This is a genomic window from Pseudomonas sp. NPDC089547, assembly GCF_050280665.1.
In the GTDB taxonomy this organism is placed as follows: Bacteria; Pseudomonadota; Gammaproteobacteria; order Pseudomonadales; family Pseudomonadaceae; genus Aquipseudomonas.
Map to the genome: position 1 here is coordinate 20,507 of NZ_JBNNVS010000029.1, position 24,440 is coordinate 44,946.

Below are 24,440 nucleotides of genomic sequence, written 5' to 3' on the forward strand. Positions count from 1 at the left end.
CCGGAACCCTGGATCAGGGGGTAGCAATGCCGGGAATCAGCTGATACTGATTTCTCCCAGCCAGTGAGCGGGATTGGAAAGGCAAGGCCGATATTCTGATATAGCAAAAAGCCCCGAAACGAATGTTTCGGGGCTTTTTGTTTTTGGGGGTTTTAGGAAGGTAATCGGTCATTAGATTATCAATCCATCATTGCGCTTTTCTAGTACATAACGAACATTCAGAAGTTGGCCTTTAGGCATGCTTGCTCGTCCCCATGAATCTACTTCATAGGCTGATATTATATTCACTCTGAGGTTGTCTTTTGCCTCCGTCAATTTACGTATTTCGAAAAATATCGCGTAATCAAAAGTGCCCAGGCAAAAGTAACGGCGATTATTTCTGCTAGCGAAATGGGCTCGGACCTTGGCATCGATGAATCGCTGAGCAATGAATTCTGGCAGCTGTTTTGAGCACTCGTAGTGTCTCTGGCTGAAATTGCGCTGCTCGTTTGATCGCGGATGGGTGAGTAGCGGGCCTTCGCCCTTGTTGTCGGTGAAACAGTGGAATCCAAATATGAAATCCACACTTATTACGCGTGAGACAGTTTTGAATGAATGGGTGGCAGGTCGCAAGTGCGCCATGCAATGTTCTCTACCGTTGATGATCAAGTTCTTCCAGCGCATGGCAATCACTCTTTGAGAGTGGTTATGAAAATATGCGCAGCGCTGAAGGTCAATGACTCGCTTTCTCAATATTGTTGCGGAATGTCAATCGGAAATTTCTGACTAAGCGCAGTGGAACATATGATAGATATTTTTGTGAGTATGCTGTAGAGGTGACTTTTGTTCGTGCCGCGCGTAGTCTGCTGAGCGCTGTAATATGTGCGGCAGATACCTACAATCCCGCCGTGCGTGCGCGGCCATATACTCTGACACTAATAGCGTCAGTTCATCTTACAAGCTGAAGCGATGTTTCTCACACAGTCAGCTGGCGCCGGACTGCTGCGCATGGAGTGCCGCATGGCTTTGAATGCGCGTTCACGTATCCAGAGGGGAAACATTTCATATGAGTGATTTTGCAAATGGCGGCATGGCTGATACTAAAGCTGAACAACCGCCTTTCTTCGTGGTTTCACCGGGCAAGGTCGCTGTCATGGGGTTCTTTACCTTTGGCATGTACTGGCTTTATTGCTTTTATCAAAACTGGAAACTGCACAAAGCCAGGACCGGTGAGGAGGTTAGTCCTTTCTGGCGTTGCTTTTTCGCGTTTCTCTTCATCTACCCACTGTTGAGGCGGGTGAACGACTGTATTCGTGAGTCGGGAAAGTCCATTGAGTGGTCCATTCTCGGATTAACGCTTACGCAGTACGTCTTGGCCGTGGCCGGAGTCGCCGTCAACGTGATGCTTGAAGGGCGACCGGTAGCTGTCCTGTTGGCGTCGTTCGTGTTTCAGGCTGCGTGGGTAATGCTCTTTATCGCGATGCAGAACGGCATCAACCTTAGTGCGGGCGATGTGTCGGGGCAATCCAACAACGGCCTAACGCTGGTCAACTGGCTGTGGATGCTGCCCGGTATTGGGCTTCAGTTGATGATGGTGTTTGCTCTGGTTGCAATCGCAATGGCTTGATGCCTGTCAGTGGAGCCGCCTCGCGCCGCGCGGGCGGCTTCAGGTGGTGTGAGGGCCGCCATGTTTTCGACACAGGCGCTGCAAACCCTAAGGCGAACACCTGTCAGCCTACCGTACTCTAGTCAGCACCCAGGCAGTTTCTTAGGTTTTTGCCTATTCCATGTAGTCCATTTCCCAAACATACTCCCAGCCCCCTCCAAGCCATTGCGGTGTTCTGGGTAGGGCCATAGTCTCGGGTGGTCGCTGCCAAATCAGTGACCGGCTTTGACAGGCCGCTTAGGTCAAACCGCATGGCTTTGCCTTTATGGCAGCTGTGCATGGGGCACTTCGTGTGCGCCGGGTTTTGGTTTGCCTACCGGTCTGTCAACCCATGTACAGCTGCCACCCTCTTGTTTGACAGCAGGTGTGTGATGGCCCTTATCGCTAGGTGAACCATGATGCTGAAGATAGTCCCCGATCCACCCCATAACGCGCATTCCCTTGAAGACACCCTGATCCAGGCCACTGATTACGCGCTGTGTGCCGCGACCGTTGTGCATCACGCCATGCTGCTGCAGCCCAGGTCGCCGGCTTCGATCCTGATGATGACCTCGATGCATGGGCTGGAGGCGCTGCGGGCTTTGTTGGAGTCGGCACTGGTTCAGGTGCAGATGCCCAGCGAGTCCAGGACTTCGCACTAAAGCTGATTAATGTGTTGTGAGGGCCGGCCCCTTCGCGGGCACGCCCGCTCCCATAGGATCACCACAGTCTTCAAGACTTGCACAGTACCTGTGGGAGCGGGCGTGCCCGCGAAAGGGCCGGCCCAGGCAGCCGAGAATTTTCAGGGGATTGAACAATGACAACAGAAGACACCCAGTTCACCGTCGGCAAGACCACTTTCTACCAAGGCGAAAACGGCACCCATCCGCTGTTTCGCATCGAGCCGGGTATCCCGTGCAGGGATGCCCGCGAGCAATCTTCGGAGTTGATGGGCTATGTGCGCGAACTGACCATTACCGGGTTGATGGATGAGAAACCGATGATGCTCTGGGCTGCGCATTACCTGAGTGCAATGGCCAAGGCGCTGATGGATGATGCTGAGTTGGGGATGAGGCAGTGAGGGTCTGGCTTCCGGTTGCGTGAAGGCGGCGAACACGTGTCAGCCAAAGCCCAATCTCAAAACAAGCACCCATAAAAAAGGGAGAGCCAAGCTCTCCCTTCCATGTCAACAACCCTCAGCCTCAGCCAATGGTCATCAAGCTGGCATTACCGCCCGCCGCCGCAGTGTTCACACTCACCGCCCGCTCAATCACCAACCGCTCCAGCGCAATCTGGTGATCGCCGCTGGACAGCCCGTGCACACCCACGATCGCACCGGCACGCTTGGCCACTTGCTGGCACACACCACGCAACTGGTCCGAGTCGCCATGGTGGATCACTGCGTCGAACGCCACTTCATCCTTGGTCCATTCCGCCACCAGCTTCACCTTGGCCTGCAGCTCACGTGGCAGGCGACTGCGCAGGGCCTTGCCCGGCTCGCCGTCAACCCATACGGCCGAGCTGCCGACCGCCAACACCGCAGCAAACTGCGCCAGCAGGTCGGTTTCGTTGTCGGCCAGGCACAGCACGTGCTCGCGCGGCAGGATGGTGTAGCTGTTGCGCTCGCCGGTCGGGCCTGGGAGCAGGCGGGCGATGCCGCTCTGCGACTGGCTGGCGAACTGGCTGCACAGCGCGGCCAGATCGGCCAGCTGGTTGCTCTCGGCCCATGCCTTCAGGCCGTGCAGCGGCTTGATCAGCTGTTCGTGCAGGGTACGGTCCGGCTTGCCTTCGCCATCCTGCTGCTGGAAGTGGCGGCCAATCGCGTCGGCCGGGCGGGTCGACAGCAGGCGGTAAAGGTACAGCGGGCCGCCGGCTTTCGGGCCGGTGCCAGACAGGCCTTCACCACCGAACGGCTGCACACCCACTACCGCACCGACGATGTTGCGGTTGACGTACATGTTGCCGGCGTTGGCGGTTTCCACCACCTTGGCGATGGTCTCGTCGATGCGGGTATGCACGCCGAGGGTCAGGCCGTAGCCGGAGTTGTTGATCTGCTCGATCAGCTGGTCCAGGTTACGGCGGTTGTAGCGCACCACGTGCAGCACCGGGCCGAAGATTTCCCGCTTCAGCTCGTCGAAGCTTTCCAGCTCGATCAGCGTTGGCATCACGAAGGTGCCACGCTTGATCTCTGCGGCATCGGCGATTGCCACTTGATAGACCGGGCGGCCTTTCTCGCGCATGCCCTGGATGTGCTTCTCGATGCCGGCCTTGGCTTCGGCGTCGATCACCGGGCCAATGTCCACGGCCAGGCGGTCCGGGCAGCCCAGGCGGCTTTCAGCCATGGCGCCCTTGAGCATCTCGATCACGCGGTCGGCGGAGTCTTCTTGCAGGCACAGTACGCGCAATGCCGAGCAACGCTGGCCGGCGCTGTCGAAGGCCGACGACACCACGTCGATCACCACCTGCTCGGTCAGGGCCGAGGAGTCGACGATCATGGCGTTCTGGCCGCCGGTTTCGGCGATCAGCGGGATCGGGCGGCCCTGGTTGTCCAGGCGACCGGCGACGTTACGCTGCAGCAGGCGGGCCACTTCGGTGGAACCGGTGAACATCACGCCCTTGACGCGCTCATCGCCCACCAGGGCGGCACCGACGGTTTCACCGCGGCCTGGCAGCAGTTGCAGCACGCCTTCGGGAATGCCGGCTTCCAGCAGCAGGCGCACGGCCTGGGCGGCGATCAGCGGGGTTTGCTCGGCGGGCTTGGCCAGCACCGGGTTGCCGGCAGCCAGGGCTGCGGCCACCTGGCCGGTGAAAATCGCCAGCGGGAAGTTCCACGGGCTGATGCACACCACCGGGCCCAGCGGGCGGTGGGCGTCGTTGCTGAAGTCGTTGCGCGCCTGCACGGCGTAGTAGCGCAGGAAGTCCACGGCTTCACGCACTTCGGCGATGGCGTTGGCGAAGGTCTTGCCGGCTTCGCGGATGAGCAGGCCCATCAGCGGCTGGATCTCGGCCTCCATCAGGTCGGCGGTACGTTCCAGAATGGCGGCACGTTCGGCTGGCGGGGTGGCCTGCCAGATCGGCGCGGCGTTCAGTGCGCACTGGATGGCGTTGTCGACATCGGCAACGGTGGCTTCCTGTACATGGCCTACCACATCGCGAAGATCAGCCGGGTTCAGCACGGGTGCGGCAGCGCTTTCGCTGGCGGCGCAGGCCAGCAGCGGGGCGGCTTTCCAGTCGTTATGGGCGGTGGCCAGCATGGCGCAGGACAGCGACGCCAGGCGGTGTTCGTTGGCCATGTCGATACCGGCCGAGTTGGCCCGTTCGCTGCCATACAGTTCACGCGGCAGCGGGATGCGCGGGTGCGGCAGGCCGATGTTGCCTTCCTGGGTGCCCATGCGCTCGATGCTGGCGACCGGGTCGGCGACCAGTTCCTGGATGGAGATCGAATGGTCGGCGATGCGGTTGACGAACGAGGTGTTGGCGCCGTTTTCCAGCAGGCGGCGTACCAGGTAGGCCAGCAGTGTTTCGTGGGTACCGACCGGTGCATACACGCGGCACGGGCGGTTCAGCTTGCCGTCGGCAACCTTGCCGACCACATGCTCGTACAGCGGCTCGCCCATGCCGTGCAGGCACTGGAACTCGTACTGGCCCGGGTAATAGTTCTGCCCGGCAATGTGGTAGATGGCCGACAGGGTATGGGCGTTGTGCGTAGCGAATTGCGGGTAGATGGCTTCTGGCACGGCCAGCAGCTTGCGGGCGCAGGCGACGTAGGACACGTCGGTGTAAACCTTGCGGGTGTACACCGGGTAGCCTTCCAGGCCTTCGACCTGGGCGCGCTTGATCTCGCTGTCCCAGTAGGCGCCTTTTACCAGGCGGATCATCAGGCGGTGGCGGCTGCGCTTGGCCAGGTCGATGACATAGTCGATCACGTACGGGCAGCGCTTCTGGTAGGCCTGGATGACAAAGCCGATACCGTTCCAGCCGGCCAGCGACGGTTCGAAGCACAGGCGCTCAAGCAGGTCGAGCGACAGCTCCAGGCGGTCGGCTTCTTCGGCGTCGATGTTCAGGCCGATGTCGTACTGCTTGGCCAGCTGGGTCAGCGACAGCAGGCGCGGGTAGAGCTCTTCCATTACACGCTCGTACTGGGCGCGGCTGTAGCGCGGGTGCAGTGCCGACAGCTTGATGGAGATGCCCGGGCCCTCATAGATGCCGCGGCCATGGGAGGCCTTGCCGATCGAGTGGATGGCTTGCTCGTAGGAAGCCAGGTACTTCTGTGCGTCATGTTCGGTCAGCGCCGCTTCGCCGAGCATGTCGTAGGAATAGCGGAAACCCTTGGCCTCGAAGCGGCTGGCGTTGGCCAGGGCTTCGGCAATGGTTTCACCGGTTACGAACTGCTCGCCCATCAGGCGCATGGCCATGTCGACGCCCTTGCGGATCATCGGCTCGCCGCTTTTACCAATAATGCGGGTGAGCGAGGAGGTGAGGCCGGATTCGTTGTGGGTGCTGACCAGCTTGCCGGTCAGCAGCAGGCCCCAGGTGGCGGCGTTGACGAACAGCGACGGGCTGTTGCCCAGGTGCGGCTGCCAGTTGCCGGTGCTGATCTTGTCGCGGATCAGCGCATCGCGGGTGCCTTTGTCGGGGATACGCAGCAGGGCTTCGGCCAGGCACATCAGCGCCACGCCTTCCTGGGACGAGAGGGAGAATTCCTGCAGCAGGCCCTGGACGATACCGGCACGGCCACCAGCGCTCTTCTGGTTGCGCAGTTTTTCGGCGATGCCGGCCGCCAGCTTGTTGGTGGCCTCTGCCAGCGGGGCGCTCAGGCGCGCCTGCTCCAGCAGCATGGGCACCACTTCCTGCTCGGGGCGACGGTAGGCGGCGGTGATCGCCGAACGCAGTACCGATTGCGGCAGGATGCTCTCGGCAAATTCGAGGAAGCACTGGTGGCTGTGGTCGGCCTGGACTTCGCCGGCGTCATCGGCCAGGTTGCTGACATGACCGTTGAGTTCGGTCAGGGTGGCACCACCCTCGAGCTTCTCCAGATAGTTGAAGATCGCTTGCTTGATCAACCAGTGCGGCGTGCGGTCAATCGACTGCGCTGCTGCCTTGAGTCGCTCACGGGTAGGGTCATCGAGTTTGACCCCAAGGGTGGTCGTCGCCATTTCTTATCCTCGTTATTGCCACGGCTGTGGCCTAAGCTGACGCCAAGATTAGCCTGTAGGACAATTCGGGTGCAACCAGGTGCAACCCGAATTTTTCAGGAACAAGGTGCAACTCGTCTGACAGACATTTCCACACCTGGCGAAGGGTCGTTTTTGGCACGGTTTTGTCTTAAAAACGACGTCTATGCTCCAAAAAGGAGCAAAAAAGCGGCTTTATGGAAAAATGCACGGGCAGGTGCAACTTGCAAATGAAAAATGGTTGCACCTGCTTTGCGTTGTTGCATAGGATTCGCCGCCTGGGTGCAACCGCCATCGCTGCGGTTGTGCATGAGATAAAAACAAACGCCAGGGCACACGCATGGGCAATCCACTAACGATCACCTTCGTGATCTACATTGCGGCAATGGTGCTGATCGGCTTCGCCGCCTATCGCTCCACCAACAACCTTTCCGATTACATTCTGGGCGGTCGCAGCCTGGGTAGCGTGGTTACCGCGCTGTCTGCCGGCGCTTCCGACATGAGTGGCTGGCTGCTGATGGGCCTGCCGGGCGCCATCTACTTCTCCGGCCTGTCCGAAGCCTGGATCGCCATTGGTCTTACCGTCGGTGCCTACCTGAACTGGCTGTTCGTGGCCGGCCGCCTGCGGGTGCAGACCGAGCACAATGGTGACGCACTGACCCTGCCGGACTACTTCTCCAGCCGCTTCGAAGACAACAGCGGCCTGCTGCGAATCATTTCGGCGATCGTTATCCTGGTGTTCTTCACCATCTATTGCGCCTCCGGCATTGTTGCCGGTGCCCGTCTGTTCGAGAGCACCTTCGGCATGCCGTATGAAACCGCCCTGTGGGCTGGTGCCGCGGCCACCATCGCCTACACCTTCGTCGGTGGTTTCCTGGCAGTGAGCTGGACCGACACCGTTCAAGCCTCGCTGATGATCTTTGCGCTGATCCTCACGCCGATCATTGTGCTGATCTCCACCGGCGGCTTCGACACCACCTTCCTGGCCATTGAAGCGGTCAACCCGGCCAACTTCGACATGCTCAAGGGTGCAACCTTCATCGGTATCATCTCGCTGATGGGCTGGGGCCTGGGCTACTTTGGCCAGCCGCACATCCTGGCGCGCTTCATGGCGGCCGATTCGGTGAAGTCGATCGCCAACGCCCGCCGTATTTCCATGACCTGGATGATCCTGTGCCTGGCAGGTACCTGCGCCGTGGGCTTCTTCGGCATCGCCTACTTCTCGGCCAACCCTGACCTGGCTGGCCCGGTTACCGAGAACCGCGAGCGCGTGTTCATCGAGCTGGCGAAGATCCTGTTCAACCCGTGGATTGCCGGTGTGCTGCTGTCGGCCATTCTGGCGGCGGTGATGAGTACCTTGAGCTGCCAGTTGCTGGTGTGCTCCAGCGCCCTGACCGAAGACTTCTACAAGGCATTCCTGCGCAAGAACGCTTCGCAGCTTGAGCTGGTATGGGTCGGCCGCCTGATGGTGCTGGCCGTCGCCCTGATCGCCATCGCCATGGCCGCGAACCCGGAAAACCGCGTGCTGGGCCTGGTGGCCTACGCCTGGGCTGGCTTCGGTGCTGCCTTTGGTCCGGTGGTGCTGATTTCGGTGCTGTGGAAAGGCATGACCCGTAACGGCGCGCTGGCCGGTATCGTGGTTGGTGCGCTGACCGTGATCCTGTGGAAGCAGATCGATGTCTGGGGGCTGTACGAAATCATCCCGGGCTTCCTGCTGGCGAGCATTGCCATCTTCGTGGTGAGCAAGCTGGGCAGCCCATCGCAGGCGATGGTTCAGCGCTTTGAAACGGCTGATGCGGCGTATCACGCTGACAAGTAATACCCGTTGAGTCGGCGGCGCCTGCTTCGCGGGCTTGCCCGCTCCCACAGGATTCGCACTGGGCCTGAAACCAGTGCGGCCCCTGTGGGAGCGGGCAAGCCCGCGAAGAGGCCATCGCCGATCGACAGCCAGGCCTGACTCCGCCTGCAAGGCAAGGTAAACTTGCCGCCTTCGCAGGAGTTGCCATGAACTATCGTCACGCCTTCCACGCCGGCAACCATGCCGACGTCCTCAAACACATCGTGCTGACCCGCCTCATCGCCCTGATGTCGCGCAAGGAGCAGCCGTTTGCCTACATCGATACCCACGCAGGGCTTGGTCTGTACGACCTGCAAGGCGACCAGGCAACCCGCACCGGCGAATACCTGGAAGGCGTCGCCCGCCTGTGGAATCGCGATGACCTGCCAGCCATGGCGGCCGATTACCTGCGTGTCATCAAGCGCCTGAACGCCGACGGCGAGCTGCGCTACTACCCCGGTTCGCCGGAGCTGGCCCGCCGCCTGATGCGCCAGCAGGACCGGGCCCTGCTCAACGAGAAGCACCCCGAAGACGGGCCGCTGCTCAAAGAGAACATGAAAAAAGACCCGCGCGTGACCGTGCACCTGGGCGAAGGCTGGCATGTGCCGCGGGCCTTGCTACCGGTGCAGGAAAAGCGCGCAATCATGCTGATCGACCCGCCGTTCGAGCAGGCCGACGAGCTCAAACGCTGCACCAATGCCATGAAAGAGGCGATTGGCCGCATGCGCCAGACCGTCGCGGCCATCTGGTACCCGATCAAGGATCAGCGCTCGTTGACGCGTTACTACCAGGACCTGACCAGCACCGGTGCGCCGAAACTGCTGCGGGTCGAGCTGTATGTGCACCACCAGGACAGCCCGCAGGGGCTTAATGGTTCGGGCCTGGCCATTGCCAACCCGCCGTGGGGGCTGGAGGAAGAGCTCAAGGAGTTGCTGCCGTGGCTGGCCAAGGAGCTGGCGCAGACTGCTGGTAGCTACCGGATGGACTGGCTGATCGCCGAGTAGGTTGCACCGCGATCCCCTGTAGGAGCGGCCTTGTGTCGCGAAAGGGCCGCAAAGCGGCCCCGGCGGTCTCTGCTGCGAAGCTGAAATCCTGGGCCGCTTCGCGCCCCTTTCTCGACACAAGGCCGCTCCTACAACGACCGCGCAGTTCCTTATGTTTGCGTTATAATCCCGCCCTTTAGCCGCCACCCGCCCAAGAGGCCGCTGGCGCATTTTTACCGAATGAAGAGGCTAATCCCTTGGCATTGACGATTCTTGGCCTGTCCGGCGCCCTTAGCCATGACCCTTCCGCGGCCCTGTACATTGACGGCAAGTTGATTGCCGCCGCCGAAGAAGAGCGCTTCGTGCGTGACAAGCATGCGAAGAACCGCATGCCCTACGAGTCGGCGAAGTTCTGCCTGGAGCAGGCAGGCATCAAACCGTCCGACGTCGACGTGGTTGCCATCCCGTTCGCCCCGATCAGCCTGTTCGGCAAGGCGCGCTGGCACTATGCCAAGCGTTACTGGTACGCCCCGGATCGCGCCCTCGACGCCATCCTGATGGGCAACCGTCGCTACAAGCGCTACCGCAAGAAGATCGTCTGGTGCCTGGAGCAGCTGGGTTTCGACCCGAAAAAGGTCAAGATCGAGCCGGTCGAACACCACCTGGCCCACGCCTCCAGTGCCTACCACTGCTCGGGCTTCAAGGAAAAAACCGCAATCCTGGGCATCGACGGTAAAGGCGAATACGCCACCACCTTCTTTGGCTACGGCGAAAACGGCAAGATCCACAAGATCAAGGAATTCTTCGATCCGGATTCCCTGGGTGGCCTGTACGGCGCGATTACCGAGTTCCTCGGCTTCGAGATGCTCGACGGCGAGTTCAAGGTCATGGGCATGGCGCCGTATGGCGACGCCAGCAAGTACGATTTCTCGCGCCTGGCCAGCTTTGAAAACGGCGAACTGGTGATCAACACCGAGTACGCCAACGTCATCGGCCTGCGCCGCTACAAAGAGAAGGGCAAGGGCTTCTACTTCTCGCCGAAGCTGATCGAATGGCTGGGCCCCAAGCGCGAAGGCGATATCGCCGACGAGCCATACATCCACTATGCGGCCAGCATGCAAGCGCTGTTCGAGAAGCTGGCGCTGCAGATGATCGACCACTACCTGGGCGACACCCTGCGTGAAACCGGCAAGCTGGCCTTCGCTGGCGGCTGTGCGCTGAACGTTAAACTGAACCAGAAGATCATCGCCCGCCCGGACGTGAAAGAGCTGTTCGTCCAGCCGGCTTCCGGCGACGCCGGCACTGCTGTGGGTGCCGCAGCCTATGTTTCCCACGCCCGTGGCGTGCCGGTCGAGAAGATGGAGCACGTCTACCTCGGCCCGTCGTACTCCAACGAAGACGTGATCGCTGCCTGCGCCCGTCACCCGAACGCGCCGAAGTGGCGCAAGCTCGACAACATGCCAGAGCAAATCGCCAAGATCATGGTCGACGGCAACCCGGTGGCCTGGTTCCAGGGCCGCATGGAGTTTGGTCCTCGTGCACTGGGTGGCCGTTCGATCATCGGCTGCCCGAGCGTTGAAGGCGTGGCTGACCGCATCAACCACCAGATCAAGTTCCGCGAACGCTGGAGACCTTTCTGCCCGTCGATGCTCGACACCGTCGCCCCGCAGATGATCAAGGTCGACCACCCGGCGCCGTTCATGACCTTCACCTTCGAAGTGGCTGAAGAGTGGAAAACCCGCGTGCCGGAAGTGGTGCACGAGGACGGCACGTCCCGTGCCCAGGTGCTCAAGCGCGAGTACAACCCGCGCTACTACGACATGATGAAGGCGCTGGAAGACCTGACCGGCAACGGCGTGTCGCTGAACACGTCGCTGAACCGCCGCGGTGAGCCGATGATCTGCTCGCCGACCGATGCCCTGAACATGTTCTTCGGCTCGGACCTGCAGTACCTGATCATGGAAGACATCCTGGTCGTGAAGGACGGCGCTGCCGCCTATGACCAGCCGCTCTGAACCGCGCATCCTGCAGTTCTGCCATGGCTATGACGGGCCGTTCCTGGATTGCGCCCGTCAATACGCCAGCCTGTTCCAGGGGCGTGGCTACCAGGTCACCACAGTGTTCCTCACTGGCGCCGCCGACCCGCAGGTAGCGGCCGGCTGCGCGTCGGACGAGGTGCTGTTCCTGGAGTTCAGCTCCAAGGCCGTGCGTGGCCTGAAGCTCGGTGCCATCCGTGCCTTGCGGCGCATTGCGGCCGAGCGCAATTTCGCCTTCTGCATCGCCCACCGCTTCAAGCCGATCTACGTGGCGCTGCTGGGTACCGGCCTGCCGGTGATTGGCGTGCACCATGCCTTTGGCGACTATGAGCGCAAAGGTCGTCGGCTGTTCGCCAACCTGTTCAGCAAGCGCCTGAGCCTGCTGGGTGTGTCGGACGCGGTGCGTGACGACATGCGCCGTTGCCTGCCCCAGTGGCCGGCCGAGCGCATCCAGACCCTGTATAACCGCATCGACATCGACGCCCTGCAAGCGGCCCTGGTGCCGCGTGCCGAAGCGCGCCGGGCACTGGGCCTGGATGCGCAGGCGTGGATCGTCGGAAACGTCGGGCGCCTGCACCCGGACAAGGACCAGGCCACGCTGTTGCGTGGTTTTGCCCAGGCGCTGCCTGGGTTGCCAGCGGGTGCCCGCCTGGCGATCCTTGGCAAAGGCCGTCTGGAGGCCGACCTCAAGGCCCTGGCCGCCGAGCTGGGCATTGCCGGGCAAGTTGATTTCCTGGGCCAGGTGCCGGATGCACGCCGCTACTTCCAGGCCTTCGACGTGTTCGCCCTGAGCTCCGACCACGAGCCGTTCGGCATGGTCCTGCTCGAAGCCATGGTCGCTGGCGTGCCGTTGCTGGCCACGGCCTGCGGCGGGGCCCGTGAGGTAGTCGAGGGTGTGGGTGTGCTGTTCCCGCTAGGCGATGCTGCCCAGTTGGCTCAGGGCCTGAAGCATATGGCCGCGCTGGATGCTGAACAGCGTCAGGCGTGTGCCGGGCACATGCTGCAACGCCTGCATGAACGCTTTTCCGACCAGGCGGTGCGCGAGGCCTTCTGGCAGCTGCCGCAGGTACGTGCGCTGGTGGGGCAGGCCTGATGTTCAATCGTATCCAGGCCTTCCGCGAGCGCGGCTGGCAAGCTATCGACGCCAAGGCGTATGCCGAGGCGTGGGCGCGTTTTGGTGGCAGTGTCGCCACCCATCCGTTGGTGGTCGAGCAACTGGCTGACTTGGCGCAGCTCCCGGTGCGTTACCTGGGCTGGTACCAGGCCGGTGAGCTGAAAGCCGCCATACCGACCTGGGGGCGCCACCTGGCGCTGGCCAAGGACGTACTCAAGCGTGCCGGCAAAAAAGCCCTGTTCGACCTCGGTAATGCCGAAATCATCCTGCCAGCGGCGGCTGATGCCGCTGCACCGTTGCGCCATACCGTGCGTTATCTCTCCGAGCTGAACCAAGGCCGCTTCAGTGGCCTCAAGGCACAGAAGGAGCAGTTGGCCATGGCCCGGGCGCCCGAAGACCTGTCGAAGAAGTTCCGCTACAACCAGCGCCGCGAACTGCGCCTGCTGGAAGAGGCGGGTGGCGTGGTACGCCCGATCAGCGACTTCAGTGCGCGGGAAATTGCCAGCATGTACTGCGACCTGTTCCAGCGCCGTTGGGGCTTCCCGGCCACCGGTGCCGAGCGCATGGCCGAGGTGCTGGAGCGCCTGCGCGAGCTGCTTATCGGCTCGGTGCTACTGCTGGACGGCAAGCCGATTGCCATTCAGCTGGTGTACCGCGTCGAAGCGCCGGAATGGGTCAGCGTCGAGTACATCAACGGCGGTGTCGACCCTGAAACCAAGGCCTTCAGCCCTGGCAGCGTGCTGAGCTTCCTCAATACCCAGGCAGCCTGGGAAGATGCCCGTGCGCGTAACAAGCCGCTGCGCTTCTCGTTCGGCCGCGCCGACCGCGAGTACAAGGACCGTTGGTGCAACCCTGTGCCGGTGTACCAGGCGTGAGCCGCAAGCAGCAGTTGCTCAAGCGCCACCGGCGCAACAAGCGCCTCGGCCTGCTGGCAGGCCTGGTTGCGCTGGTCAGCCTGGGTGTTCTCACCTGGTGGTGGCTGCCACTGCTGCTGTTGCCGCTGCTCTGGGCAGCCCATGAAGCCTGGTTTGCCGACCACCTGTTCTATGCCCCGGCCGAGGACTACGCCTACGACTTCGGTGAGCAGACACATCAGGTGCCTGCCAGCTTGCATGATGGCCGGCTCAAGGCTGACTGCGCACTGCGGGGCGACGAAACCCTGATTCTTGAACTGCAGCTAAAAAGCAGCTGGCTGGGGCGGTTCCTTGACCCTCGGGTCGAGCTGACGGCTGCCGATCAAGCCGACCGACAAACCTTCGAGCGTGGCGTCGGTGGTGTGCGTTTCCTCAACCTGACCGGCCTGGCCGCGCCGCTGCAAGCTGGTACGTTGCGCTTGCGTGGTCGTCATTGCCGACTGCTGGGCCAGCCGCGCCTGTGGATAACCCCGGCGGTCGAACTGCAACGGCGCCGGGTGATGGTGATTGCGCCCCATGCCGACGACGCCGAGCTGGCCGCGTACGGCCTTTACAGCCAGGCTGATGAAACCTGGGTTGTGACGCTGACTGCCGGTGAAATCGAAGCCGAGCACTACCAGCAGATGGGCCTGGAAAAAGCCGAGGCCGCTCGCCTGAAGGGCCGCCTGCGCGCCTGGGACAGTATTGCTGTACCGCGCTGGGCCGGTGTGCCGCAAGCGCGTTGCGTGCAACTGGGCTACTTCTGCCTGCAATTGCCCGCCATGCAGGCTGCGCCCGATCAGCCGGCTGCTTCCCGTGAAGCCGACCTTGCCGATATCCGCGTGTTCCGCCAGTTCAACCCGTTCCCACTGCCGGCCGATAGTGATGGCGCGCCAACCTGGCACAACCTGCTGGCCGACCTGCGCGCCTTGCTGGAAATGGCCAGGCCAGAAGTACTGGTGATGCCGCATCCGCAGCTCGATCCACACCCCGACCATATCTGCGCCCAGGCAGCCGTGCTGGAAGCCCTGCAAGGCCTGGCCTGGCAGCCACAAACGCTGCTGTGCTACGCCAACCACCTGCACGACAACGACCGCTGGCCCATGGGTGACAGCGGCGATGGCGTGGCCCTGCCGCCACAGTTGAGCGCAGCCCAGGCCTGGGCCCCTTGCAGCCTGGTGTTGGACCTGGCTACCCAGCGCGACAAAGCCATGGCCCTGGGCATGATGCATGACCTGCAACCGCCAGCACCGTTCAAGCGCCGGTTGCGCCGCCTGCTGCAACGTTGGCTGGCTGGTCGGCGCCCGTCGCCTTACGGGGAGAACGAGTTCTTCCGCAAAGCTGTGCGCCGACACGAACTGTTCTGGCGACGTGAGCTGTAGGCACGCGCCAATGGTTGACCGCGATGGCGCCGAGCGCCCAAGGAAAGTTATGAAAGTCCTATTTCTGGTACAGAAGGAACAGCGGGCGATTCTCGACCGCCTGTACGATGGCGTCGCGGCCAATTGCGAGTGCGACCTGCGTTGGCTGACCAGCGAAGACCAGCGCAACCTGCGCCGCTATTTCAAGCGTGAAGTGCAGGTCGAGCGTTATGACCGCATCGTGTTCTTCCTGCGCTTCAAGCAAGAGATCCGGCAGGTGGCCTTCATCCGCACTGTGCCAAACCTGGTCATCCTCGAGCACGACGCCTACCAGAATTACATTCCCTGCAAGTACACCGGCAAGTTCAGCGCCCATTACCGCCAGCTGCCATGGGCGCGGGTGATCAGCTCTGGTTACATGGTCAGCGAGCGCCTGCGCCAGGAAGGTTTCGATGCGGTGTTCGTGCCCAAGGGCTATGACGAGCAACTGCTGGCTGATCAGGGGCGCGAGCGCGACATCGAACTGGCCTTCGTCGGCAGTGTCAACAGCGTGGCGTATAGCGGCCGCAAGGCGCTGCTGGACGAGCTGGGGCAGGTCGAGAACCTGCTGGTCACCCGTACCAAGTCGGGTGAAGACTACTGCAACACACTCAACCGTATCCGTTTCTTCGTCAGTGCCGACGTCGGCATGGGCGAATACATGATCAAGAATTTCGAAGCCATGGCCTGTGGCTGTGTGTTGCTTGCATATGACCAGGGCGAGGAAGAAAACCGCGCATTGGGCCTGCAGGACATGCACAACGTGGTGTTCTATGACAACATCCCGACCCTTCAGGAAAAACTGCGCCGTTTGCGTGCCGACCCTGAACTGGCCCGGCAGATTGCAGAAAATGGCCGCCACCTGGCGGTTTCCCGTTTCAGTTTCGCCGCAGTTGGACGTAGCATCGTCGACCACATGCGCCCGGCGCTCAGGCCCCACCCGCCGTTATCTGCGTGGCAGCGGCTGCGCCTGAAGCTGGGTATCTAAATAAGAGTTTTCACGCCCAGGAGCGGGTTGTTGAAAACCGATAGTCGCAATGCGGAGGGAGTCCGGTGCGCTTTTCAGAAGAGAGTGACGTCACGCTTGTCGTGACCAGTTGTGGGCGGTTCGATCTGCTCAAAGACACCCTTGAGAGTTTCGATCGCTACAACACCGCGCCCATTCGCGAAGTGTTCATCACCGAAGATTCCGGTGACGATGCCGTGCATGCCGCTGTGCCGGAGCATTGGAAGCCCCACTGCAAGGTATTCGTCAACCGGCCCAAGCTCGGCCAGTTACCGTCTATCGACCTGGCCTACAGCCACGTCAAGACGCCGTACATCTTCCACTGTGAGGACGACTGGCATTTCTATCGCCAGGGTTTTGTCGAGGATTCCCGGGCCATTCTGGGCGTCAGCCCCAACCTGTTGCAGGTGTGGCTGCGCAGCCATGCCCACGACCTGGCCATCCACAGCCCGTACATCCACCTGGGCGACCGCCAGGTGATTGCCGGTGTGCCTTGCTACCCGCTGCTGTCCGACAAGGCCGAGTGGCAAGCGTTCTCGCTCAACCCCGGTTTGCGGCGCTTGAGCGATTATCAGCGCTGTGCGCCATTTGCCGCCTATGCTGGAGAAAAGGCGCTTTCCCGGCGCTACGCTGAGTTAAATCTGACAGCTGTCACCTTGGAGGGTGATGCAGTATTGCACACTGGATTTGGTAATCACGTGACCTTGCCCATAGAAGTGGAACGCAAGGCCAAGCGCCGTCAACGTGATCGGATCAAACTGGCATTGACGCTGGTGACAGGTGCCGTTATCGGCATGGGTATCACCCTTTTTGTTCAATGAAGTCGCTGTCCCACCTGACATGAGCGGGAGAGGGCCCATGAACATCGTCAATATGATGTGGGCGGGTGGAACGCCGTACATGTCCATCCACAAAGTTCATCGGCAAGTGCTGTCGAATGCAGGTGCCGATGCCCGGATCAGTAACTGGCTGCTGCTGGGTAGCGGGCTGTGCTGTGGGCTCGGCTCGACCCGGGAGTGGCACATGCCGGCACGTGCCCTGAAGGGCCGTCATCTGTGGCGCCTGCTGCGGCCGTGGTTGCGCATGCGTCTTCGCAAGGCGCTGGCCGAGGCCGGGGCGGAAGTCGTGTTGCTCGACGGTATTGGCGTTGCGCGCCTGGTGCTGCCGTTGTTGCAGGGCTTTCCCGGCGTACGTGCAAAGGTGTTGTTCCATGGCAAGACGCGTCTGCAGGCCAGCGATATCCGCATGCTGCGTATGCTGCCAGCCGAGCGCCTGAGTATTGCTGCAGTGTCGCAGACATTGGCCGAGTCGCTGGAACGTGACCTGGGCAGGCCGGTACAGACCCTGCGCATGGCGCTCGATCCACTGGCCTTCGCTGCACCCTTACTGAGCCGTGACAAGGCCCGGCAGGCCCTGCACCTGCCACAGCCAGCCGGGGTGATGTTGGGTGCGGTAGGGCGCCTGGTAGAGAGCAAAGGTTTCGAGATGCTGATCGATGCCTTCGCCAGGGCCAGTACCCGACAACCGGGCCTGCAGCTGGCGATCATTGGCGAGGGGCCGCAGCATGTCGCGCTGCAAGAGCGTATTGCTGCACTGGGTCTGACCGGTCGTGTTCACCTGTGCGGTCACCGTGATGACCTGCAGCAGTTGTATCGGGCGTTCGACTGGCTGCTGGTGCCTTCGCGTTCCGAAGGCCTGGGGCTGGTGGTGCAGGAGGCGGTAATGGCCGATGTGCCGGTGGTGTGCAGCGACCTGCAAGTGTTCCGCGAGCAGTTGCGTGAAACCGGTGGCTACCTGCCGATTGCCGACGAGGGCGCCTGGGCCGAGGCGATTGAGCGTTGCACGGCGCTCAGCGCCTCGGCGGTAGCAGCAAAACAACGCCAGGCGCTGGCACCAGAGCAGGCCTGGCAAGCGTTCTGCAACGGCTCGCAGAGCCTGCTGCGCAGCTGAGATTCAGCGTGCCAGCAGGGCTGCCTCGAAGGCAGCAAGGGGGAACCGGTCGCCCAGGTTCTCCCGTTCGATATAGCGCACCATGTGCTGCACATTGCGACGGATCATGCGCGCCGACAACGGCGGGCGCAGGAAGCGCATGTCGGCCACATCGATCAGGCCCAGGCGCTGGTCAGGGGTGACTACCACATTGCCCAGGTGCAACGAGCGGAAGTACACGCCGCTGCGGTGCAGCTGGCGGACCAGCTCGATCAGCTGCGGAAGGAAGGTGTCCCAGCTGAAGCCCTCATCGCGCGACATTTGCAGCAGCGTGCGCCCTGGCAGCGGTCGATACAGCACGGCGGTGCGGCCAGGCAAGTCGAGCTTGTGCTGGCTGATCACTTCGAGCGTAGGGATGCCCAATTGCGCAAGGCGCGCGGCGTTATCGACGAAGCGTTGCGAGTAGGGGCGCAGCAGTGCAGATGAAATCAGCCGCTTCCTACGAAAAACCTTGAGGAAATTACCATCCTTGAGCAGGTAGACTTTGGCGCCATGGCTGTCTGCCTCAAGCACCTGTGCGCCTTGTGTCAGCTGATCGAAGTCGACCTGGGTGAGCCGGGAGCATTGCATGAATAGAGCCTTGTCGTCTGGCGAGCAAAATGACCGGCAATAATGCCGAAAATAATGCTGTAGCACCATGGATGGTGTCTTTGATTCATCGGGGGAAAGGATGTTGTATCAAAAAAACTGGGCACGGGCCTGGTTAGGGTTGGGTCTGGTCTGGTTCCTGGCAGCAATTGCCCTGGCGCCCAGCAACAAGATTTATCAGCAGGGGCTGGTGTTGTTCCTGTGGCTGCCAACGCTGGTTCTGGCGTGGTCTGCCCGCGAAGTGCTGGTGCAAGCCTGGAAGCGACAGCCGGCGCTGTGGATAAGCTTGCTGCTGTTGTTGGGTTGGAGCGGGCTGAGCCTGGCCTGGTCGCCCGCCGAAGACCCGGGGCGTGAGATCAAGCGCCTGGTCTACATCCTGGTGTTCCTGTTGGCGTTCCCGCTGTTGGCCCAGCTTGGCCATGCAAGGATTCGCCAGCTGCTACTGCTGGGTAGCGCATTGCTGGCTATTGCCGCGCTGGTTTCAGTCATCCGGTTCTATGGCGTGCAAGGCATGCCGTTGCTGACCCGGCTTCAAGGTATCGGCGAGATATCGCACCCGATCCTGGGGGCATACGTCATCGGTGTAGCGGTACTGTTCCTGCTTTACGAGCCGCCTCGGCAGCGTGGCCTGCAGCTGTTGTGGCTGGTGGCACTGGTCTGCCTGGGGGCATTCGCCATGCTCAGCCAAAGCCGTGGCGCGCTCCTTGCCCTGGTACTTACCGTCATCATGGCGCCACTGTGGTTCCGCGACCGCCATAGCCGGGTGTTTGCCATCCTGGCGGCCATTGCTACCGGCCTTGCTTTCTATGTGGTGTACGACCTGATTGCCAAGCGCGGCTCGTCCTACCGGCCGGAGATCTTCCATGCCGTGGTCGACATGATTGCCGCGCACCCCTGGACCGGCCTGGGTCTGGGAGCAAGCTACGAAGTGAGCGCCGTCGGCAAGCACTTCGACCATACCCACAACATGTTCACCCACGTCGCCGTGGAAATGGGCTTGCCCGGCATGTTCCTGTGGGTAATGGTGTGGCTCTACACCCTGGGTGAAATCATCCGCGCACGCGGTACGCTGTTCGGCAAGATCCTGCTGGGCTTCTGGGTGTACTCGACCCTGGCCATGCAGTTCGATGCCGCCAGCCTCACCGGCACGCCGCGTGCCGAGTGGTTCATCAGCTGGCTGCCTGTGGGCCTTGCCATGATGCTGCCATGGGGGCGTGCCGAAAATGGCGCCTGTGGTAAAATTTCCGGTTCAACCTGAACAGCGAGCTCGATAATGGCCGAAACACCGCGACCGGCGGAGCACACCTCCAGCCTGAAGATCTACTTCCGGCTGCTGAGCTATGTGAAACCCTATGTCGGCATTTTCCTGCTGAGCATTGTCGGTTTCGTGATCTTTGCCTCGACCCAGCCGATGCTGGCCGGCATTCTCAAGTATTTCGTCGATGGGCTGAGCAACCCCGAAGCGGTGTTGTTCCCCAACGTGCCCTACCTGCGCGACCTGCAATTGCTGCAGGCGGTACCACTGCTGATCATCCTGATTGCGGCGTGGCAGGGCCTGGGTTCGTTCCTCGGCAACTACTTCCTGGCCAAGGTGTCCTTGTGCCTGGTGCATGACCTGCGCGTGGAATTGTTCAACAAGCTGCTGGTGCTGCCTAACCGCTACTTCGACAACCACAACTCCGGGCACCTGATTTCGCGCATCACCTTCAACGTGACCATGGTTACGGGCGCTGCGACCGACGCCATCAAGGTAGTGATCCGCGAAGGCCTGACCGTGGTGTTCCTGTTCGCCTACCTGCTGTGGATGAACTGGCACCTGACCCTTGTGATGGTTGCCATCCTGCCGGTGATCGCGGTGATGGTGAGCGTGGCCAGCAAGAAATTCCGCAAGCAGAGCAAGAAGATCCAGGTGGCCATGGGCGACGTGACCCACGTTGCCTCGGAAACCATCCAGGGCTACCGCGTGGTGCGCAGCTTTGGTGGCGAGGCTTACGAGGAGCAGCGTTTCAGCAAGGCCAGCCAGAGCAACACCGACAAACAGCTGCGCATGACCAAGACCGGCTCGCTGTATACGCCAATGCTGCAACTGGTGATCTACAGCGCCATGGCCGCACTGATGTTCCTGGTACTGTTCCTGCGCGGTGAGTCCACCGCTGGCGACCTGGTGGCCTACATCACTGCTGCCGGCCTGCTGCCCAAGCCGATTCGTCAGCTTTCGGAAGTCAGCTCCACGATCCAGAAGGGCCTGGCAGGTGCCGAGAGCATCTTCGAGCAGCTGGACGAAGAGCCCGAAGTGGACACCGGCACCGTCGAGAAGGAGCGGGTGGAAGGGCGCCTTGAAGTGCGCAACCTGAGCTTCACCTACCCGGGTACCGAGCGTGAAGTGCTGAGCGATATCAGCTTTGTCGCCGAGCCCGGGCAGATGATTGCCCTGGTCGGCCGTTCCGGCAGTGGCAAGTCGACGCTGGCGGCGCTGATCCCGCGCTTCTACCACCACGACCAAGGGCAAATTCTGCTGGATGGCGTGGAAATCGAGAATTACCGCCTGCGCAACCTGCGCCGCCATGTGTCCCAGGTGACCCAGCACGTCACCCTGTTCAACGACACCGTGGCCAACAACATCGCCTATGGCGACCTTGCCGGCGCCCCGCGCGCCGACATCGAGGCTGCTGCGGCCGATGCCTATGCCAAGGAGTTTGTCGACCGGTTGCCGAAAGGCTTTGATACCGATGTGGGTGAAAACGGCGTGCTGCTCTCCGGTGGCCAGCGCCAGCGCCTGGCAATTGCCCGGGCGCTGCTGAAAAACGCGCCGCTGCTGATCCTCGACGAAGCCACCTCGGCGCTGGATACCGAGTCCGAGCGGCACATCCAGGCCGCCCTGGACCATGTCATGCAGGGCCGTACCACGCTGGTGATCGCCCATCGCCTGTCGACCATCGAGAAGGCCGACCAGATCCTGGTCATGGATCAGGGCCGCCTGGTCGAGCGCGGTACCCATGCCGAGCTGCTTGCGGCCAATGGCCATTATGCCCGCCTGCATGCCATGGGGCTGGATGAGCCGGCCAAGGCCGATATCACCTGAACCTACCTTGATCGGGGCCGTTGCGGCCCCGATTGTCACGGGAATTTTCCGGGGGTGATCTGGCCATAAAGCCGTCGTCTACCCTGTGCTAATATCCTGCCCCTGTTCATTATTTCCATATGGGTTGCCCATGAAGTTGTCCATGCCGCGTTTCGATCAAGCCCCGGTACTGGTGGTCGGCGATGTCATGCTCGACCGCTACTGGCATGGCGGTACTTCGCGTATCTCGCCTGAAGCGCCAGTGCCGGTGGTAAAGGTCGATCAGATCGAGGATCGCCCCGGCGGCGCGGCCAACGTTGCCTTGAACATCGCCGCCCTGGGCGCACCGGCTTCATTGATTGGTGTCACTGGCCAGGATGAGGCCGCCGACAGCCTGGCCAACAGCCTGCAGGCTGCGGGCGTGCGCTCGGTGTTCCAGCGCATCGCGCACCAGCCGACCATCGTCAAGCTGCGGGTCATGAGCCGTCACCAGCAGCTGCTGCGTATCGATTTCGAAGAGCCGTTCGCCACCGACCCGCTGTCGCTGGGCGCGGAGGTCGACAGCCTGCTGGAAGGCGTCAAGGTGCTGGTCCTGTCTGACTACGGCAAGGGCGCACTGAAAAACCACCAGAGCCTGATCCAGGCGGCGCGGGCCAAGGGCATTCCGGTGTTGGCCGACCCCAAGGGCAAGGACTTTTCCATCTACCGCGGTGCCAGCCTGATCACCCCGAATCTCAGCGAGTTCGAGACCATCGTTGGCCGCTGTGCCGATGAGGCTGACCTGGTTGCCAAAGGCGTGCAGCTACTGCAAGACCTGGACCTGGGCGCCTTGCTGGTAACCCGCGGCGAGCACGGCATGACCCTGCTGCGCACGGGCCAGCCAGCGTTGCACCTGCCGGCGCGGGCGCGTGAAGTGTTCGATGTGACCGGTGCCGGTGATACCGTCATCTCCACACTCGCGGCGGCCATTGCGGCTGGCGAGGACCTGCCGCACGCGGTGGCCTTGGCCAACCTGGCGGCTGGCATTGTGGTCGGCAAGCTGGGTACGGCGGCGATCAGTGCCCCCGAACTGCGCCGTGCAATCCAGCGTGAGGAAGGCTCCGAACGCGGCGTACTGGGCCTGGAGCAACTGCTGCTGGCCATCGATGATGCGCGGGCGCACAAAGAGAAAATCGTCTTCACCAACGGCTGCTTCGACATCCTGCACGCTGGGCATGTCACCTACCTGGAACAGGCGCGGGCCCAAGGCGATCGCCTGATCGTCGCGGTCAACGACGACGCCTCGGTCAGCCGCTTGAAAGGGCCGGGCCGGCCGATCAACAGCGTTGACCGGCGCATGGCCGTACTGGCCGGGCTGGGTGCGGTGGATTGGGTCATCAGCTTCCCTGAGGGCACGCCGGAAAACCTGCTGAGCCAGGTCAAGCCGGATGTGCTGGTCAAGGGTGGCGACTATGGCATTGACCAGGTGGTGGGTGCCGACATCGTCAAGGCCTATGGCGGCACCGTGAAGGTGCTGGGGCTGGTCGAGAACAGCTCGACTACCGCGATTGTCGAGAAAATTCGCAAGAACTGATCGAGCGCCGCTCTTTCGCTGGTCCGTGTAGGAGCGGCCTTGTGTCGCGAAAGGGCTGCGCAGCAGCCCCAGCTATTTGTGCATTTGCGGTGGAATCCTAGGGCTGCTCCGCAGCCCTTTCGCGACGCAAGGCCGCTCCTACAGGGGCCACGCAGGCTTCAGAATCTTATTTGTGAAGTGAGGTGCGCGCCCGCTCCAGCAATGCCCGTGCCTTGTCACCAAACCGCTGCAGGTGCGACGCCCGCACCGGCTTGCTCTCCACCAGCCCCTGCTGTTTCACCCAGTCCTTCCAGCGCACTCGCTCATCCTTCACCACCCAGCCTTCCTGCCGGGCAAAGCTTTCTGCCAGGTACAGCCCGCGCGTACTTGCGGGTACCAGCTCATCCTTCTTCAGCGTGTACAGCTCAGCCAGCGGCTGGCCGTCCTTCAGCGGCATCAGGTACAGGTCGGGCCGTTTGCGGTTGAGCCGCGCCACCAGCTGGCCGCCCTCCAGCCGCTCATCAACGTGGAACAGGCTGAGTTTCTTGACTTCCCGGGGTACCTGCAGGCGCATGTCGTAGATCAGCTGTAGCGAAGCGGTGGGCAAGTGCACATAGGCCCTAGGCCGCTCCAGCAGCATCAGGTTGCCGCAGTGGACGGGCCGGGCAGCGCCGGATTCCGGAGCCAGCAAGAAGTGCGGTGTTTCGCGATAGTGCAAGGCTGCGGCGTAGGGGACGGGCAGCCAGGTATCGTTGAAACGCCCGCCCAGCCAGCCTTCCGGGGTTTCCAGCAGGCATTCCTCAGCTACTTCCTGTACCGCCGTGTGCAAAGGCAGGTTGAGCTCCTGAGCGGGTACATAGCCGGAAATCAGTTTCAGCACCACATCGCCCCGGTCTTGCCGGCGCTGGCGTACCAGTACCCAGTAATCGCGGTTCTGCCAATGCAGGGTAAGGCGCACCGACACACCCAGGTTGGCCAGTTCGACCACGAAACGCTGCGTGTCGGGCAGCTGGATGGCCTTGCGCCGCTGCTGGGTCTGGGCAAAGTTCAGCGGCATGCCGATGCTCTGGTAGATCAGCCCTTCGGGTGTGGCTTCGACATGCAGTGGCAGTGTCTTGAAGTTGCTCGGGTTCTTGCGGATCAGCGTTCGCGCCACGAGGCTCCTCCTTGCGTCGGGTCATTC

The 24,440-nt window shown here is 61.9% G+C and carries 19 protein-coding genes; 15 read left to right on the top strand and 4 right to left on the bottom strand.

Annotated features, from left to right (window positions below; genetic code table 11):
* Positions 1 to 171: 171 nt before the first annotated feature.
* The gene (locus ACQKPZ_RS19100; RefSeq protein WP_427541085.1) at positions 172 to 663 is read right to left on the bottom strand and encodes a hypothetical protein; all 492 of its coding nucleotides are present in this window, start codon (positions 661 to 663) and stop codon (positions 172 to 174) included.
* 382 nt (positions 664 to 1,045) lie between these two features.
* On the opposite strand from ACQKPZ_RS19100, the gene ACQKPZ_RS19105 reads away from it, so the two are divergent.
* From ACQKPZ_RS19105 to ACQKPZ_RS19115, 3 genes are all read left to right on the top strand, one after another.
* Entirely contained in the window at positions 1,046 to 1,606 is a 561-nt protein-coding gene (locus tag ACQKPZ_RS19105) for a hypothetical protein (protein WP_391126162.1), read from the top strand.
* Between the two features lie 437 nt (positions 1,607 to 2,043).
* The gene (locus ACQKPZ_RS19110; RefSeq protein WP_427541088.1) at positions 2,044 to 2,286 is read left to right on the top strand and encodes a hypothetical protein; all 243 of its coding nucleotides are present in this window, start codon (positions 2,044 to 2,046) and stop codon (positions 2,284 to 2,286) included.
* Positions 2,287 to 2,441: 155 nt separating this feature from the next.
* Entirely contained in the window at positions 2,442 to 2,705 is a 264-nt protein-coding gene (locus ACQKPZ_RS19115; RefSeq protein ID WP_427541091.1) for a DUF3077 domain-containing protein, read from the top strand.
* Positions 2,706 to 2,826: 121 nt separating this feature from the next.
* On the opposite strand, the gene putA is transcribed toward ACQKPZ_RS19115, so the two are convergent.
* Positions 2,827 to 6,780, bottom strand: a complete 3,954-nt coding sequence (gene putA, locus ACQKPZ_RS19120; RefSeq protein ID WP_427541094.1) for a trifunctional transcriptional regulator/proline dehydrogenase/L-glutamate gamma-semialdehyde dehydrogenase — start codon at positions 6,778 to 6,780, stop codon at positions 2,827 to 2,829.
* Between the two features lie 358 nt (positions 6,781 to 7,138).
* Between putA and putP the strand changes: the two genes are divergently transcribed.
* From putP to ACQKPZ_RS19165, 9 genes are all read left to right on the top strand, one after another.
* Positions 7,139 to 8,617, top strand: a complete 1,479-nt coding sequence (gene putP, locus ACQKPZ_RS19125) for a sodium/proline symporter PutP (protein WP_391129610.1) — start codon at positions 7,139 to 7,141, stop codon at positions 8,615 to 8,617.
* A gap of 185 nt (positions 8,618 to 8,802) precedes the next feature.
* A complete protein-coding gene (locus tag ACQKPZ_RS19130) occupies positions 8,803 to 9,639 on the top strand; it encodes a 23S rRNA (adenine(2030)-N(6))-methyltransferase RlmJ (RefSeq protein ID WP_391129607.1) in 837 nt (278 codons plus the stop codon).
* A gap of 236 nt (positions 9,640 to 9,875) precedes the next feature.
* A complete protein-coding gene (locus tag ACQKPZ_RS19135; RefSeq protein WP_391129605.1) occupies positions 9,876 to 11,633 on the top strand; it encodes a carbamoyltransferase family protein in 1,758 nt (585 codons plus the stop codon).
* Positions 11,617 to 12,747 carry a glycosyltransferase gene (locus tag ACQKPZ_RS19140; protein WP_427541097.1) on the top strand — a complete coding sequence of 377 codons (1,131 nt, stop codon included), beginning with the start codon at positions 11,617 to 11,619 and terminating at the stop codon, positions 12,745 to 12,747. Before ACQKPZ_RS19135 ends, ACQKPZ_RS19140 begins: the two co-directional genes overlap by 17 nt.
* Positions 12,747 to 13,643, top strand: coding sequence for an antimicrobial resistance protein Mig-14 (locus ACQKPZ_RS19145; RefSeq protein ID WP_427541100.1), 897 nt, complete (start codon positions 12,747 to 12,749; stop codon positions 13,641 to 13,643). Before ACQKPZ_RS19140 ends, ACQKPZ_RS19145 begins: the two co-directional genes overlap by 1 nt.
* Positions 13,640 to 15,043: a PIG-L deacetylase family protein gene (locus ACQKPZ_RS19150; protein WP_427541103.1), complete on the top strand. Its 1,404-nt coding sequence runs from the start codon at positions 13,640 to 13,642 to the stop codon at positions 15,041 to 15,043. Before ACQKPZ_RS19145 ends, ACQKPZ_RS19150 begins: the two co-directional genes overlap by 4 nt.
* 49 nt (positions 15,044 to 15,092) lie before the next feature.
* The gene (locus ACQKPZ_RS19155) at positions 15,093 to 16,049 is read left to right on the top strand and encodes a glycosyltransferase family protein (protein WP_300028358.1); all 957 of its coding nucleotides are present in this window, start codon (positions 15,093 to 15,095) and stop codon (positions 16,047 to 16,049) included.
* A gap of 65 nt (positions 16,050 to 16,114) precedes the next feature.
* Positions 16,115 to 16,888, top strand: coding sequence for a glycosyltransferase family 2 protein (locus ACQKPZ_RS19160; protein ID WP_427541106.1), 774 nt, complete (start codon positions 16,115 to 16,117; stop codon positions 16,886 to 16,888).
* A gap of 37 nt (positions 16,889 to 16,925) precedes the next feature.
* Positions 16,926 to 18,017: a glycosyltransferase gene (locus ACQKPZ_RS19165; protein WP_427541109.1), complete on the top strand. Its 1,092-nt coding sequence runs from the start codon at positions 16,926 to 16,928 to the stop codon at positions 18,015 to 18,017.
* Positions 18,018 to 18,020: 3 nt separating this feature from the next.
* Here the strand turns inward: ACQKPZ_RS19165 and ACQKPZ_RS19170 are convergent, their stop codons facing one another.
* Complete coding sequence (locus ACQKPZ_RS19170; RefSeq protein ID WP_391129584.1) at positions 18,021 to 18,626, bottom strand: toluene tolerance protein; 606 nt, start codon at positions 18,624 to 18,626, stop codon at positions 18,021 to 18,023.
* A 100-nt stretch (positions 18,627 to 18,726) separates the two neighbouring features.
* Between ACQKPZ_RS19170 and ACQKPZ_RS19175 the strand changes: the two genes are divergently transcribed.
* From ACQKPZ_RS19175 to hldE, 3 genes are all read left to right on the top strand, one after another.
* Positions 18,727 to 19,902, top strand: a complete 1,176-nt coding sequence (locus ACQKPZ_RS19175) for an O-antigen ligase family protein (protein WP_427541112.1) — start codon at positions 18,727 to 18,729, stop codon at positions 19,900 to 19,902.
* Between the two features lie 15 nt (positions 19,903 to 19,917).
* Positions 19,918 to 21,726, top strand: coding sequence for a lipid A export permease/ATP-binding protein MsbA (gene msbA / locus ACQKPZ_RS19180; RefSeq protein ID WP_391129578.1), 1,809 nt, complete (start codon positions 19,918 to 19,920; stop codon positions 21,724 to 21,726).
* A 130-nt stretch (positions 21,727 to 21,856) separates the two neighbouring features.
* Complete coding sequence (hldE, locus tag ACQKPZ_RS19185) at positions 21,857 to 23,278, top strand: bifunctional D-glycero-beta-D-manno-heptose-7-phosphate kinase/D-glycero-beta-D-manno-heptose 1-phosphate adenylyltransferase HldE (RefSeq protein WP_391129575.1); 1,422 nt, start codon at positions 21,857 to 21,859, stop codon at positions 23,276 to 23,278.
* Positions 23,279 to 23,444: 166 nt separating this feature from the next.
* Here the strand turns inward: hldE and ACQKPZ_RS19190 are convergent, their stop codons facing one another.
* Positions 23,445 to 24,413, bottom strand: coding sequence for a metal ABC transporter ATPase (locus tag ACQKPZ_RS19190; RefSeq protein WP_427541115.1), 969 nt, complete (start codon positions 24,411 to 24,413; stop codon positions 23,445 to 23,447).
* Between the last annotated feature and the right edge of the window lie 27 nt (positions 24,414 to 24,440).

What these genes read in the sequence shown, in the direction of transcription:
- ACQKPZ_RS19100 (WP_427541085.1), bottom strand. Translation starts at nt 663, where the DNA reads ATGCGCTGGAAGAACTTGATCATCAACGGTAGAGAACATTGCATGGCG.
- ACQKPZ_RS19105 (WP_391126162.1), top strand. Translation starts at nt 1,046, where the DNA reads ATGAGTGATTTTGCAAATGGCGGCATGGCTGATACTAAAGCTGAACAA.
- ACQKPZ_RS19110 (WP_427541088.1), top strand. Translation starts at nt 2,044, where the DNA reads ATGCTGAAGATAGTCCCCGATCCACCCCATAACGCGCATTCCCTTGAA.
- ACQKPZ_RS19115 (WP_427541091.1), top strand. Translation starts at nt 2,442, where the DNA reads ATGACAACAGAAGACACCCAGTTCACCGTCGGCAAGACCACTTTCTAC.
- putA (WP_427541094.1), bottom strand. Translation starts at nt 6,780, where the DNA reads ATGGCGACGACCACCCTTGGGGTCAAACTCGATGACCCTACCCGTGAG.
- putP (WP_391129610.1), top strand. Translation starts at nt 7,139, where the DNA reads ATGGGCAATCCACTAACGATCACCTTCGTGATCTACATTGCGGCAATG.
- ACQKPZ_RS19130 (WP_391129607.1), top strand. Translation starts at nt 8,803, where the DNA reads ATGAACTATCGTCACGCCTTCCACGCCGGCAACCATGCCGACGTCCTC.
- ACQKPZ_RS19140 (WP_427541097.1), top strand. Translation starts at nt 11,617, where the DNA reads ATGACCAGCCGCTCTGAACCGCGCATCCTGCAGTTCTGCCATGGCTAT.
- ACQKPZ_RS19145 (WP_427541100.1), top strand. Translation starts at nt 12,747, where the DNA reads ATGTTCAATCGTATCCAGGCCTTCCGCGAGCGCGGCTGGCAAGCTATC.
- ACQKPZ_RS19155 (WP_300028358.1), top strand. Translation starts at nt 15,093, where the DNA reads ATGAAAGTCCTATTTCTGGTACAGAAGGAACAGCGGGCGATTCTCGAC.
- ACQKPZ_RS19165 (WP_427541109.1), top strand. Translation starts at nt 16,926, where the DNA reads ATGAACATCGTCAATATGATGTGGGCGGGTGGAACGCCGTACATGTCC.
- ACQKPZ_RS19170 (WP_391129584.1), bottom strand. Translation starts at nt 18,626, where the DNA reads ATGCAATGCTCCCGGCTCACCCAGGTCGACTTCGATCAGCTGACACAA.
- ACQKPZ_RS19175 (WP_427541112.1), top strand. Translation starts at nt 18,727, where the DNA reads ATGTTGTATCAAAAAAACTGGGCACGGGCCTGGTTAGGGTTGGGTCTG.
- msbA (WP_391129578.1), top strand. Translation starts at nt 19,918, where the DNA reads ATGGCCGAAACACCGCGACCGGCGGAGCACACCTCCAGCCTGAAGATC.
- hldE (WP_391129575.1), top strand. Translation starts at nt 21,857, where the DNA reads ATGAAGTTGTCCATGCCGCGTTTCGATCAAGCCCCGGTACTGGTGGTC.